Source organism: Oceanobacillus sp. FSL W7-1293, assembly GCF_037969815.1.
Classification (GTDB): Bacteria; Bacillota; Bacilli; order Bacillales; family Amphibacillaceae; genus Oceanobacillus; species Oceanobacillus oncorhynchi.
This window is the reverse complement of the sequence record NZ_CP150212.1, coordinates 717,158-730,643: the sequence shown is the minus strand read 5'-3', so window position 1 is coordinate 730,643 and position 13,486 is coordinate 717,158. Positions and strand designations below refer to the sequence as shown.

At 35.0% G+C, this 13,486-nt stretch carries 14 protein-coding genes; all 14 read right to left on the bottom strand.

From position 1 onward, the window contains the following. Nucleotides 1-15: 15 nt before the first annotated feature. Entirely contained in the window at nucleotides 16-966 is a 951-nt protein-coding gene (locus MKY65_RS03640) for an aldo/keto reductase (protein WP_339182480.1), read from the bottom strand. 24 nt (nucleotides 967-990) lie between these two features. Next, entirely contained in the window at nucleotides 991-1,716 is a 726-nt protein-coding gene (locus tag MKY65_RS03635; protein ID WP_339182478.1) for a glucosamine-6-phosphate deaminase, read from the bottom strand. Nucleotides 1,717-1,870: 154 nt separating this feature from the next. Beyond that, nucleotides 1,871-3,196, bottom strand: coding sequence for a PTS sugar transporter subunit IIC (locus MKY65_RS03630; protein WP_339182476.1), 1,326 nt, complete (start codon nucleotides 3,194-3,196; stop codon nucleotides 1,871-1,873). A 12-nt stretch (nucleotides 3,197-3,208) separates the two neighbouring features. After that, the gene (locus MKY65_RS03625; protein ID WP_339182474.1) at nucleotides 3,209-3,553 is read right to left on the bottom strand and encodes a PTS sugar transporter subunit IIB; all 345 of its coding nucleotides are present in this window, start codon (nucleotides 3,551-3,553) and stop codon (nucleotides 3,209-3,211) included. Further along, nucleotides 3,543-3,887, bottom strand: a complete 345-nt coding sequence (locus MKY65_RS03620) for a PTS lactose/cellobiose transporter subunit IIA (protein WP_212928695.1) — start codon at nucleotides 3,885-3,887, stop codon at nucleotides 3,543-3,545. Before MKY65_RS03620 ends, MKY65_RS03625 begins: the two co-directional genes overlap by 11 nt. A gap of 15 nt (nucleotides 3,888-3,902) precedes the next feature. Beyond that, a complete protein-coding gene (locus MKY65_RS03615) occupies nucleotides 3,903-5,924 on the bottom strand; it encodes a BglG family transcription antiterminator (RefSeq protein ID WP_339182471.1) in 2,022 nt (673 codons plus the stop codon). A 536-nt stretch (nucleotides 5,925-6,460) separates the two neighbouring features. Beyond that, a complete protein-coding gene (locus tag MKY65_RS03610) occupies nucleotides 6,461-7,342 on the bottom strand; it encodes an aldose 1-epimerase family protein (protein ID WP_339182469.1) in 882 nt (293 codons plus the stop codon). A gap of 797 nt (nucleotides 7,343-8,139) precedes the next feature. Continuing rightward, nucleotides 8,140-8,964: a rhamnulose-1-phosphate aldolase gene (gene rhaD, locus MKY65_RS03605; RefSeq protein ID WP_339182467.1), complete on the bottom strand. Its 825-nt coding sequence runs from the start codon at nucleotides 8,962-8,964 to the stop codon at nucleotides 8,140-8,142. A gap of 60 nt (nucleotides 8,965-9,024) precedes the next feature. Further along, nucleotides 9,025-9,654, bottom strand: a complete 630-nt coding sequence (gene dhaL / locus MKY65_RS03600) for a dihydroxyacetone kinase subunit DhaL (protein WP_339182465.1) — start codon at nucleotides 9,652-9,654, stop codon at nucleotides 9,025-9,027. Next, a complete protein-coding gene (locus MKY65_RS03595) occupies nucleotides 9,651-10,652 on the bottom strand; it encodes a dihydroxyacetone kinase subunit DhaK (RefSeq protein ID WP_256705650.1) in 1,002 nt (333 codons plus the stop codon). The genes dhaL and MKY65_RS03595 overlap by 4 nt, the downstream gene beginning before the upstream one ends. 372 nt (nucleotides 10,653-11,024) lie before the next feature. Next, entirely contained in the window at nucleotides 11,025-11,228 is a 204-nt protein-coding gene (locus tag MKY65_RS03590; protein WP_256705649.1) for a hypothetical protein, read from the bottom strand. Between the two features lie 27 nt (nucleotides 11,229-11,255). Continuing rightward, nucleotides 11,256-12,614, bottom strand: coding sequence for a PTS transporter subunit IIC (locus MKY65_RS03585; RefSeq protein ID WP_339182462.1), 1,359 nt, complete (start codon nucleotides 12,612-12,614; stop codon nucleotides 11,256-11,258). 54 nt (nucleotides 12,615-12,668) lie between these two features. Beyond that, complete coding sequence (locus MKY65_RS03580) at nucleotides 12,669-12,956, bottom strand: PTS sugar transporter subunit IIB (protein WP_147209312.1); 288 nt, start codon at nucleotides 12,954-12,956, stop codon at nucleotides 12,669-12,671. A gap of 27 nt (nucleotides 12,957-12,983) precedes the next feature. Continuing rightward, complete coding sequence (locus MKY65_RS03575) at nucleotides 12,984-13,463, bottom strand: PTS sugar transporter subunit IIA (protein ID WP_339182458.1); 480 nt, start codon at nucleotides 13,461-13,463, stop codon at nucleotides 12,984-12,986. Nucleotides 13,464-13,486: the final 23 nt, after the last annotated feature.

Genomic DNA, 13,486 nt, shown 5'->3' with positions numbered 1-13,486 from the left:
AAGGATTATTTAGTCTTAACTTAAATTAAGCCAACGAACTTCATCATCCGTTAATGAAATCTTCGTTGCATCGTAAGAGGACAATAATTCGTTACTATTTTCTGGTCCAATAACCGCAGCTGTCGGGAATGTCTGACACAATACATAAGCAAGGGAAATTTGAATAGGTGTTACCTTTTTTTTGTCTGCTAACTCTTCCGCACGTCGATATCGTTCCCAGTTGGCTTCACTATAATAAACTTCGACCATCTCTACATCATCTTTAATATCCGGTGTAAATCGACCAGAGAAAAATCCACCCGCTTGAGACGACCAAGCTAATAAAGGTGTATTTGAGTTTTGATGCCAACGTATCATCTCATCATTTGCAGACACACAATTTTCCCAACGAGGGCGATTCACTTTAGCAAGACTTAAGTTTGGACTATTAAAAGTAAAAGGTGTTAGCTTATGCTCTACCGCATATTTATTAGCTTCAATAATTCGTGCTATTTCCCAATTTGATGCACCAATGGCATAGACCAGACCCTTTTCAACCTGCTTATGAAGACTTTCCATAATAGGACCAACTTCCTTAGTTGGGTCATCCCGGTGCAAAGCGAATAGTTCGACATGATCTGTATCTAGTGTTTCCAAGCTGGTATAAAGATCGTCTTCAATTGCCTCTGGAGTCACTCTAGCCATATCTGGATTTTCACGTGTCGGGTGACACGCTTTCGTATGAATAACTAGACTATCTCTATTCCCCCGCAACTTCATCCAACCTGCTAACGTTTTCTCACTATGCCGATATTGCCTTGCAGTATCAAATGAATTTCCACCTATTTCAAGAAATTTATCCAGTACTGGGGCAGCAAAATCCATATTATCCGGTCGCAGGAAATCTCCTGAACCCATCAATAGATTAGAAACACTAATGGTAATATCTTTCCCATCTTTTTTCCCTTGAATATCTATATATTTCATCTGATTACGTCCCTTCTTCTTTCATTATAGTTTGCTGGCAGCTGCATCATCGATGTACAGTACAGCATTTTTTGAATTCTTAACAAGAGTAGACGGGATATCTGCAGTTGGTTCTGTATTGATTGTCAGCTCCACTATGTCTGCTTTCTTTTCACCATTTGCCATTAACATTACTTCAGCAGCTTCCGTAATATGTTGAATACCAAGTGAAATCCCTCGTGTTACATTCACTTCTTCATCAAAATATTTTACTGAAACCTTTTTAGTTACTGGATCAAGATCGATGACATGACAATACGTATCCATTCTTACGCCGGGTTCGTTGAAACCAACATGCCCGTTCATCCCAATTCCTAACAGCATAAAATCAATCCCTTCATGCTTCGCAACAAAGTGGTCTACTCTTTTACATTCTGCGTCCATGTCTATAGCCAAACCATCAAAAAAACAAATTTGTGAATCATCTATATTTGGGATACGATCAAAAAAATGATCAAATAGTGTTTGCTTACAACTTCCATTCGTTTCTTTATCAAGACCAACCCATTCATCAAGACTGACAAACGAGCATGTTCCAAAGTCAACTTTCCCCTGATTTGCTGCTTCTACTAAATAGTTTAAAGTCATAAGCGGAGTATCTCCTCCAGCAAAGCATAGTAAACTATCAGGTTTCTTTTTTACTATTTCAATAATATTTTTCCCTGCTGCTTCCGCCATCAATTTAGTTGTAAGAAACTTCTTAATATTCATATTAGTAATCCCCTTTTTTACTTATACTGCCTTATGAAATAATAATTTGATTCTTTCAATTTTAGAAACACTAGAAATTACAGTTTTCATAAACTTTAAGGTATTTTCTAAATTAAATAAGGTAATGTTATCAATAAAATTTAAGTAGCTAGTTTTAAAAATCCAAATCAAGCTCTTGATGTGCTTTTTCTCTTTCGTTTAGAATCCTTTCCTCTTTCATTGCACTGCGTTCATACATTTTGAAAAACGGATAATACATACAAACAGCTGCCGCTAACACGACAAAACTAAGAATAACAGCTTTCCAGTCCATCGTTGCTAAATATTGAGCAAATGGAATTGGTGTTCCGCCTACATTGACCACTGGCGGCCGAACTATCCCCCAATGAAATATGAACCATTGACAAACTGCTAGAATAGGAGTCCCCATGACAAATGGGATAAACAAATACGGATTAAAACATATTGGCAAACCAAAAACGACCGGCTCTGATATGGTAAAAACAGCTGGAACAGCCGAAGCTTTTCCTACCGCTTTAATTTTTTGAGATTTACTAAATAATGCTAGGATTACTAAAGCTCCAGTAATCCCTGATCCGGAAAAACCCATGAAATAATCCCAAAAGTTTGGTGCAAACACATGTGGAATCGGTTCTCCAGCTGCAAAAGCAGCGGCATTTCGTCCAAGGTATTGAGTCATAAACGGCAATACAAAACCAATCAAAATTGCATAACCATTCAATCCAATAAACCAGAATAGCATTTCTAAAAAACAAATCAGGAAAACTGCATAAGGTGTATCAATACTATTAATTGCGGGCGCCAGCATGGTTGTAAATGCTTCAGGAATGATTTGCCCATTGGTCACACTTTGTACACCTGCACTTAGAAATACTGCAACAAATAAAACAACTACCATAGGAATAATCGATTCAAATGTTGCGGAAATCCCTTCAGGCAATCCTTTTAATCGAATCGTAATATTATTTTTCATAAATACATTTAACACTTCAACCGTAACTAATGAGGCAAAAATTGCGATAAACAAACCTCTTGAATCCAGAAACTGTGTATCTAAACTTCCATCAATTATTTTCGTATTTAAAATTAATGTCACCAATACCCCAGCTATTACACCGTGCAAAACTGGAACTTTCATCTGTTTTGCATGATTATATGAAATTGTGACGGCACAGTATATTGATAATAATCCAAATGTAAACTGGAATGGCAATTGCAGCATATCATTGTAATCTACAAAAAAGTTCTTTATTGCTGTTCCTTCAGGGAACATATTTCCAATTGATGAGATTATTAAGGAAAAAGAACCGATAATCAGTACTGAGATAAGCGCAATCATCCCATTCTTAATTGATGCTACATGGCGTTGTTTTTCTATTCTTGCTGCAATTGGCTCAAAATGCTTCTCCATAACGGATATAAAGCCATCCATTTTTCGATTTTTTCCACTTCTCGACATATAGATATCCCCCTATTTTTCAGCAGACTCTAATTTCATGATAATAGCATCTTTCAAAATATTTCCGCCATTAACAGTTCCGTAATCTTGAGTATCAATAACTTGAATAGGTTTCGCCACTTCATCAGCTAGCTTTTTAAGTTCAGCAAATTTATGCTTAATTTGTGGACCTACCATAATTACATCGAAATCCTCTATATATTCCTGTATCTCTCCAGCTGGATGCGCCTCAATCCGAATATCAACGTTTTTTAATTTTTCACTTTTCACTGCAATTTCTTTCATTTTAGTTACCATTACCCCTGTTGAAGCACCTAGATTACAAACCAATAAAATATACAATCTATCAATATTCATATTCTGCTCCCCCTTTATTTTCAATTTGTTTTTTTAAATCTACATACATAGATATCATTTCTTCCACCAGTGTCATCATTAAAATGGTATTCATTAATGTATCTTGAGCATGAATGAGTAAAACCGAAAAATCAGCAGTCTCTCCTTGTGCCTCTTTAACAATTAAGTTAGTTTGTACATCATGAGCCTCATTTACTTGTTTTTTTGCTGTATTAATTAATACTTCTACTTGTTGAAAGTTACCTTTTTTCGCCATCTGTAAGGCTTCAATCAACGTTGAAAATGCATCTCCTGCTAATGAAATAATTTTGAAAGAAACTTGTTCAGTATTCATTAAACCCCACCTTTTTTATACAATTGTTGCTTTTACAAGCTGATAGATTTCCTGTTTGGACCTTGCTTCTGTAAGCAAGCGAATTTTTTCTGAATTCAGTGCTAGTTGCGCAAGTCTCTCTACTAACAGATATGCCTCTTTTGATTGGAAAGCCATGGTAAAGATAACTTGTACGGGGACATTATATCGGTCATAGAAAGAAACACCTTTATTTAAAACAGTTACGCCTAAACTATCCTGTAATACACCATCTTCCGGCCCTGCATGTGCTAAAACTACACCAGGTGCGACCGTCATATAAGAACCATATTTTCTAATGCTTTTCATAATATTTTCATAATATCTCGGTTCAATACAATCCATTGCTATTAAATTGTCAGTACCAAGTGCAATTGCTTGGCGCCATGTATTTGCCTTTTCACCATAAACAACTGTTTCTGGTGAAAAAATAAAATCGGGAACAACTTCTCTATTGGCTTCGTATTCATCATTAGTGAGTACCTCTAGTAAATCCGATTCCAGTTTGCTTAGATTAGTAATATGGCCATTATCCATCATAAGCTGTATGATTTTGCTAAATTTATTTAACGGTTGAATGGATTGAACCTTCATTTTCAGCTGTAAATGCTTTTGAAGTAATTTGATATCATCCAAATAAAGGTAACTATTAATACGTAGAATTTTTTCGGAACGAATATCTGGAATATTTACCGTACTCAGCACATAATCATATTTTTCTATCGTTTCCTTATCAAGTAATCTAAGTGGCATCGTATCAATTCGTTCGAATTCGAACATTTTCTTTATTTGCGCTCCTATCATACTTGCCACGGCTGTTCCTTCTACACACACAATAAGAATAGCCGGTTTTGTCTTTTGATTTGTTTTGAACTTCTCCATTTCAGAAACAAAATAGATGGCAAGAAAGGAAATTTCCTGATTGCTCACAGTTACTTTAATGAGCGGCTCTAATTCTTTGCAAATTTGGGACGTCACAAGAAATATTTCATGATTAGTTTTCATAAATTGTTCAAATATGGGATTTTCAATTGTTATATTTTCTCGTAATCTTTTTACCATGAATATGACATGATTCTTAATTTGCTCTAAAAACTTACTATTTCCCTTAAATAAATCTACTTTATATATCTCACCTACTTTTTTGCAGAGTTCTCTTGTAAATAATTCAATTTCCTCTTCCTGATTCTTACTGTCTAATTGCATGACACTATTAAGTAGGATTTTTAAGCTGTTTTTGTATTCTGGCTCTATTTTAGATAATGCATTTGATATATTTTCAAAGTCTCCTTGTACTTTAGTAACAATTTTAAATAACAAAGCTAAAAGTGTGATATATGTTTGGTCATCCATGCCTCTATTTAAATTAGTCTCCAGCCGATGACTGATTTCAACTGCTCTCTGTAAATACTCATATTCAAATAAATTATAAAAAAACAATTCACCATGTTTCGAAACAATCCTGTCATCATTAATAAAATTATAAAATTCTCTAATATTAATGCTGCGAATCAGTATCTTAGCAAAAGTAATGCACTTCAATAATGTATCACCAGTGATATAGTGACCTTTTCTTTTTTTATGCTCTAAGTTTAAATCCTCTAGAAAAACCTCCCCTTCAATAGCTCTTATATGATTTAAGATTGTTGTTCGAGAAAGAAAAAGGACTTCTTCAAAATAAGCGGTTGGAATGACCTCTTCTGAAATTAACATTTTCAGCTTCAAAAAATTCTGGATTTCTTCTTGTGAATACTGATATTTTTCTGGCGTCATACGCTGTTTAAATATAGACAATATTGGACGAATACTTTTCTTTTCAACTAAAAATACTCCTTTACGTGGATGCCTAGTCAAAGGTTCAAGCTCATTTTCTTCCATGAATCTATCAATTTTGCTCAAACTATAACGTACGTTTCTCTCATTAGTTTCTACTTGTTCGGCAATCTTTGCTATATTCATGTAACCATCTTGCATAAGCAAAATATCAATAATCTCTATACATCGCTGATCCAATTTCATCTGTATTCACCTCCTCTTTCTTATCTCTTTCCAAGTATAATAATTTAAAAAAACGCTTTCAATAAAGGTTATAACACTTTTTGTCGTAGAATCACCGTCAAAAGATAACTATGTAAAGATTTCTCAACTAACAAAAATGAAGTGTCTTACACCTCGGCACGCAAAAATAGCTCTTCCTATTTTATTATTTCTAATCTAAAAAGCACATAAAAAATGAGCCTTCTAAAGAAGACTTTTTAGAAAATAAATCTATTTGTACCGTTTTCATACTGTATTCGACACATATATTTTTATAATTTGAGCGCAGTTTAGTAAAAAATTCTTTTATTTTCAATTTATAATTTTATATTGATGATGGCTTGATTCTACTAACAACCATACTTCTTTGAATTATAAAATGCTTGAAATCAAAAAAGCATATGAACTTATACATTATAATAGTTCATATGCTATGCTTTTGATAATGTAAATTTCTATATAATAAATTCTTCATTCAAAATTTGTAAATATACAGAATTGATAACCTAACCAAACAATTATTTAAATTTCATCATATACGCCTTCTTAAATACCTCACCAGCTTCTAACCGATTGACTCCAAACTTCTCTTTAAAGTCTCCCGTCGTATCATGCATATCCGCAATACCACACCAAGGCTCGATACAAACAAAGGGCGCAATACTATTATTATCTTCATTATATTTAGACCAGATTCCTACAAACGGAAAGTCCGTAAATGTAACCTCTACGCCACGGTCAGATTTTGCTGAGACAAGCTCAATACGATCGATATGATTGTATATCATAGCATCCTTTGCAAATAGCTCTGGCTGCATAGTTATGTCAGGAAGCTGATTACGGACTCCCTTCTCATGAACCAACGCATTTTCCAAGCCATATTCCATTACCTCTTCATTGGGAGCAGGGGTAAATTTCAATTGGTAATCATCTAATCCTTCATCTTCCAAAAGCGGGATTCGAAAAGCGGGATGTGCACCAATTGAAAAATACATTTCCCCGCTGTTATTGTTTTCTATTTTCCAATCAACAGAAAGTGAATCCTGATTAAGAGAATAGGTAATCGTTGCTTTAAATTCATATGGATACATATCCTTAAAACGTCCATCGGAGGCTACTTCAAATGCAACTTGCTCTGCCGAATGTGAGCTTAGTTTAAATTCAACATCTCTTAAAAATCCATGCTGAGACATGTCATATGTTTTTCCGTCTAATTGATATTGGTCTCCTTTTAAACGCCCAACAATCGGGAACAACACCGGTGAAACACGTCCCCAATAGGCACTGTCTCCCGTCCACATATAGCTTAAGTTATTCTTTTTATGCTCGACAGCCCGTATTTCAGCACCATTACTTTCTATTTCAACTTTTAGCCAATCGTTTTCTATGATTTGTTTCACTGTGGTTCATCCTTCCTGGAGTTAAAGAGTTGGTGGAGAAGTGGTTATATACTTTATCTTAATGTTTGGGGAGTGGGGTGTCTAGTTTGGCTTTCCGTTATATACTTTCTTGTTTTCTTAACCAATAGTAGACTTAAGTTCTTTTTAACCTTTAATTAAATTTTTCAGTATTGATGAATCTATTGTATAACTAAATGAAACGAACAAAAAATACAGATAAATCCAGCCGCTCTCCTTTATATTATAGATAGGGGACTATTTTCTTTACCTTTCTTCTATTGTTCATTGTAATGTGTAACCAAATTGAGTTGACAGTTGATATTTTGTATTTTTATTTCCTTATTATCTACGAGATTTGAAAAGAGACCTTAAATGTCATTACATTCAAAGTCTCCTAACTTTTCACCTTCTACCTCATAAAAAATATAGCCTAATATTTTTATCATTAATATCTTTCCAATGATTACGAGTAACGATATTTATCCTCCTCCATCACTTTCCAGATAAGTAGTTGTTATGGTTTTTTCTGTGAACAATTTAGGTTATACTAACATAAATTTCTACACTTCTTAGAATAAAGAATTTTCATCTTAATCAGTATTCTTAGTACATCAGACAAACGATTATTTATTATCAAGATATTTTAATATAATAATACAAAAGCCCTTCCAAGCAATATCTGTTAAAAATTTCCTTATTCAAGGCTTTTTATCGTTTTATTCAAGTACTATTTCAACATCTCATAAACCAATTTTATATTTAAATCTCTTTGACAACTAACACCTTATCAAAGATCATTATACGTTCTCCTTAATAATTCCTTCTCTCGGCTTTAAGTTGAATGCATAAGCTAATTCCACAATTTGCTCCTCTGTCATACATTGTTTCGTTTTTCCCTCTGTTAGAATGTATACTTGTGCAGCTTTTTCAACAGTTTCAATTAACCCTAATGCTTGGTCAATAGATTGTCCACATGCAAGGATACCATGATGCGGCCAAAGAACAATACGAAACTCTTTCATCTTCATTGCTGATTGCCAGCCGATTTCCCCATTCCCACATACCATCCATGGGAGTAAACCAATTCCTTCTGGAAAGACAAGAACACACTCAGAATTTAGTGACCACATCGTTTTAATAAAGGCATCCTGTTCTAATTCGTGTATAAATGTCATCGCAATAGTATATGTTGGATGACAGTGAAGGACAATTCTGTTATCTGGGTCAACTTGTAGTCTTTCATTATGGCAGAGAAGATGTGTCGGAAGTTCGCTCGTTGGCTGTCTTTCTTCTCGAAATCCCCAAATAATCTCATAGGTACTTCCTTCTTCATTAAGATGAATAATTCCCAAATGCACCTCTGGATCATGCTTTATATTTCTGAAAGGACTCCCCGAAGCAGTAACCAGGAAAAATTGATTCCCAAGTTCGGGACAGGGCTTTTCAAGTTTATACTTCCTAGTTACTCCCCATTCTTTTCCTATATATGCTTCTACTTCTTGAGCGGTCATTCTGTAGCTTAAATTACCAGCATGATTCTCTCCCCAACCTAGTTTATAAACGGCACTGCAAACATTGATAATTTCTTCCATAAACGGCGTTTTTAAAATTTGTTTTTTCAACACGCTACCTCCTACAAGAAAATTTAGTATTCTTAATAACTACTTCTACATACTTAACCTTTATTTAGAAAGATAGTTGTACATTGCTTTAAAAATTAATGACACAGTTGTAGCACCAGCATCTTCTATACCAATAGAACGGTCATAAAGAAATTTTGACCGGCCGTGCTTTGCTGGATATTCTTTTGTTTTTCTAACGCCATCTTCTGCTGCTAAAAATGCTGATTTAAGCGCAATTTTTAAGCTACTATCTTGATTTTTTTCTAATGCGATCACTGCAGGTTCATAAGCATCAACCATTGTTTTATCTCCCAATTTTGCTTTCCCCTGAACCTTCACTTTTTCAAGCCCTCCACGCATAATAGATGTTAGCGATCCTATATTAAGGGTTTCTAAGTCCGTTAGAGCACTTCCTCCAAGGAACATTGACGAGAATATGATACCTGATGCTCCACCCATAGAATGAAGCATGGACATTCCAGTATCTTTAAACACATTATTCACTGTAGAGTACGTATTATCATTAAGCGTTTCCTTGACGGCAGTAAAACCTCTTGCAATACCAAATCCATGATCCCCATCACCAATTTTTCCATCAATTTCACATAGCATTTCCTTCGACTCAATCAAATTATCTGCAACAAAAATCAACATATCCCGCGTTTCTTGTACAGTTAATTGTTCCATCATTCAGCACCTCTTCTATAGAAATAAGGAGTATAAGCAGGTTCATTATATAGGCTCTTCAACTCGTTATCTAACTTCATTACAGATATAGATACTCCTGCCATTTCCAAAGAAGTACAGTAAGAACCAATATTTGTATCATATATATGAATATCTTGTTTTTTCAACAGTTTAGCGACCTGTCGATAAACAATATTTAATTCTAATATTGTTGTCGCTCCTGTTCCATTCACCAGAACTACAACTTCATCGCCACTCTGCAGATTTAAGTCATTAACAAGTCCTTCTACTATTTCAGCAACAATTTCGTTCGCTGTTTTAAGTTTTTTTGTCTTAATCCCTGGTTCACCATGGATACCCATACCAAATTCATACTCGTCTTCTCCAATAGTAAAATTAGGTTTACTTCCTGGAAGGGAACAAGGTGTTAAGGCAATGCCCATTGTACGAGTAAGACGATTTGCTTTTTCAGCTAAATTCTTTAATTCAGCGAGTGAACATCCCTTTTCAGCAGCAGCGCCAGTGACTTTGGTAATTAACAAGAGACCGGCGACTCCTCGACGTTCTTCCTCTTGCCCTTTTGGTGCTGAAGCTACATCATCGGTTACTAATGCAGTTTCTACTTTTAAATCTTCATAACCGGACAATTCAGAAGCCATTCCAAAATTCATCGTATCTCCCGCGTAATTAATAACAAGACAAAGTGTACCTTCATCCGTATATGAAGACTTAATCACTTCTAAGATTGTTTGGGGATCTGGGGAAGCAAACACACTGCCTAAAGCTGCTCCATCTGCCATACCTTCTCCAACTAAACCAAGAAAAACAGGTTCATGACCACTTCCACCACCTAAAACAATACTGACTTTTTTATTATTTTTAACCTTACGAATAACTCCATTAACACCGTTTACTTTTTGATGAGTACGATGATTCGCAGTTACAAAACCTTCCAAACTTTCCAAAACGACATCATCAACTTCATTAATTAATTTTTTCATTTTTAGTATCATTCCTTTCGCTGTGTACAAGACACAAAATTAACTGAAAGTAATTCTCTCTCCCCTAAAACTGTTATCCTATAATCGAGCAGGCATATTAAAGAGCACGTGGAGATGAGGTGTGCAGTTATTAAATGAAAACTGCCCGCATTTTAAAATGTGTCGTTTACATTTTTAAAGTACAAATATGTGTGCCCGAACCCGAAAACTAATCCTCGCATTAACAGTCCCTATTTATTAGGAGATAAGCGATCAATGTCTACTCTATCCACTATAAATTTAAATGAAGATGGTTATGTTAAATCTCGTTCATTCTTCTTGGTGTGGTATGGATTAGGTATTTTCCATCTGGTGTATTCCTCTCTTTTTTGGTTAAGCCATTTCTTTAAGTTCTTTTCTTACTTCCTTTGCGCTATACCTGGAAGGCAAACCTACATCATCCAAGTATCTTGTCAGTCCTAGTGCAATGACGAAAGAACAAGCCCCCAATAACATATTCCAGCTTAGAATACTGACGATTAAAAAAATGATACTTAAACCTAAAAAGAAGAAAAAAACCGCTTTTTTTATCCACATAATAATTCTCCTTTACCGATAGATTGATTAATCTTCAACACCTAATTCTTTCTTTATTTCCAAATCTTCTTTCCTTATTCCTTTGAAATAATAAATCGCAAAACCTACTGTTATGATAAATAAAACAATCCCAACCGGTGTAAATAACGAAAATTCTGCAATAATATATCTCAATTCAGATATATCCATTCCAAACCAAGCAAGCATTTGCCCATGAGGCACTTCCACTCCTCCAGTAGCATTGGCAAGTGCAGTGAAATGTGGAGCAAAATAAGAAGCTACATACAACTGCATTGGAATACCTATAATTGTCCCAATTGCCATTTTAGGAAGGTTCCCCATTGTAAGATAAAAAAGTGGAACAACCATACATATGTTCATCAGCCCTCCAAAAGGAAGTACAAGATTGCCAGGTAGTATTAAAGAGTAAACTAAAATAATCGGTATAGTCAGAATCATAATCAACCAATGTTCAGAACGTCCCGCCATAATAGGCCAGTCCAGACCAATTGTAAAAGCACGATTGCTGAATCGTTTTTTCATGAAAGCAGTTGCTGATTCACTAACAGGAGTCAGTGCTGTTGTAAAGAGTTTTGCAACTAATGGAAATAACATCAAAGCTGCTCCAGCTTGTACTCCAAGCGTAAGAATCGACCTGATATCATAACCTCCAAAAGCGCCAATTAAACATCCAATTAGAAAGCCCATTACATGCGTCTCTCCAAAAATCCCTATCTTATCACGCAGCTTTTGTGCATCAAAGTTGAATGTACTTGGAAATACTTTATCCATAACCTTTACAAATGGATAAAGCCAAATCCCAGACAGGAACATTGGGTGAGGCATAGATACTCCTGGAATTCCAGTAAGCTTCTGCAAACGATATCTCGTATAGTCTGCATTTTTTAATTCAAGTATAGATTGAAGTGTTGCAAATAATAACCCTAGCCAAGCATACCCTGATACATATGCAACTAAAAAAGCAGTACACACTTTATTTCCTACATTCCACATATCCACGTTTACGCAAGATGTCCAGCGAAAAGATAACATTAAGATATTTACCAGAATTTGAATTGGAAACATCAAAAATGCAAATTCCCATGTCCAAGCAAGACCCAAAGCTGGCGGCCACCCCATATCAAGCGCATCCAGCTGTATACCGGTCAATTCAACAAATGATCGAGAAGCTTCTCCAACATTTGCAATCATAAAGTCTACTACGATATTAATTCCTACCAGAGCTACTCCCAATGTCAAACCGGCTGAAAAGGCCCGGCTGAATTTCATTCGAAAGATAAGACCGAGAACGGTCAAAATAATAGTCAAAAATACAGGCGCTCCCATATCAATTAAACCTTGAAAAAAAACTTCAATATACCCCATACTTATCCTCCTTCTATATAATTAAAGTCATTATGAAATATCCCATAAGGCAGGTTATGAATTTATCACTTTAATTATTTTTTCTAATTCTTCTTCTGCACCTATCCCCGTTAAAAATGGGATACCACTGAATACTGGAATCTCATATTTCCCTTCCGGTTCTTGCGTAATTGAAACATAAATATCTGAACTTTTAATATAAGTTGGAATCGAATTAATATTAATTGCTTCGATACTCGCTTTATTACCTAATCCTCTCTCTTTTAATAGATTTTCCAACTTGACCGCAACCGTTTGTGAAGTAGCGATTCCTCCGCCGCAAGCTACAATAATTTTTTTCATTTTTCTTCCTCCTCGTATTTTTCGTTATTATATTATTTCCATCTCATAAATTGCTTGAAAAACAGTATCTAACAATTCCTTTTTACTACTTGCTTTTTGTAAATCCTTCATTACATCTTCCAGTGAAAATAAGCTGATTAACTTTTGAATAACCTTTAAATGATCTTGGCTTCCATTAAGCGCAAGCATGAAGACCAAGTTAACTTCCACTTCATTATTTGCATTACCCATTTCGCGAAATGGTACAGCTTTCTTTAATCTGGTGATACTAATACATGATTGATTAACATGCACTACATCTGTGTGAGGAATTGCTATTGACATCACTTTCGTAGGCAGTCCTGTCGGAAATTTATGTTCACGTTCGATAACAGCTTGTCTATAGGTGTCTTTTACTAAATTTCTTTTTTCCAGATGATCTACCATTTTTTCCAGCAATTCATCACTTGATTCCGCTTCAAAATCAAAATGCACTAACTGTTCATCAAATAACTCTAATAAGTTCACACTTCACCATCTCCCATTCTTAT

What these genes read in the sequence shown, in the direction of transcription:
- MKY65_RS03620 (WP_212928695.1), bottom strand. Translation starts at nt 3,887, where the DNA reads ATGAATACTGAACAAGTTTCTTTCAAAATTATTTCATTAGCAGGAGAT.
- MKY65_RS03630 (WP_339182476.1), bottom strand. Translation starts at nt 3,196, where the DNA reads ATGTCGAGAAGTGGAAAAAATCGAAAAATGGATGGCTTTATATCCGTT.
- MKY65_RS03625 (WP_339182474.1), bottom strand. Translation starts at nt 3,553, where the DNA reads ATGAATATTGATAGATTGTATATTTTATTGGTTTGTAATCTAGGTGCT.
- MKY65_RS03590 (WP_256705649.1), bottom strand. Translation starts at nt 11,228, where the DNA reads ATGTGGATAAAAAAAGCGGTTTTTTTCTTCTTTTTAGGTTTAAGTATC.
- dhaL (WP_339182465.1), bottom strand. Translation starts at nt 9,654, where the DNA reads ATGATGGAACAATTAACTGTACAAGAAACGCGGGATATGTTGATTTTT.
- MKY65_RS03580 (WP_147209312.1), bottom strand. Translation starts at nt 12,956, where the DNA reads ATGAAAAAAATTATTGTAGCTTGCGGCGGAGGAATCGCTACTTCACAA.
- MKY65_RS03615 (WP_339182471.1), bottom strand. Translation starts at nt 5,924, where the DNA reads ATGAAATTGGATCAGCGATGTATAGAGATTATTGATATTTTGCTTATG.
- MKY65_RS03640 (WP_339182480.1), bottom strand. Translation starts at nt 966, where the DNA reads ATGAAATATATAGATATTCAAGGGAAAAAAGATGGGAAAGATATTACC.
- MKY65_RS03585 (WP_339182462.1), bottom strand. Translation starts at nt 12,614, where the DNA reads ATGGGGTATATTGAAGTTTTTTTTCAAGGTTTAATTGATATGGGAGCG.
- MKY65_RS03635 (WP_339182478.1), bottom strand. Translation starts at nt 1,716, where the DNA reads ATGAATATTAAGAAGTTTCTTACAACTAAATTGATGGCGGAAGCAGCA.
- MKY65_RS03595 (WP_256705650.1), bottom strand. Translation starts at nt 10,652, where the DNA reads ATGAAAAAATTAATTAATGAAGTTGATGATGTCGTTTTGGAAAGTTTG.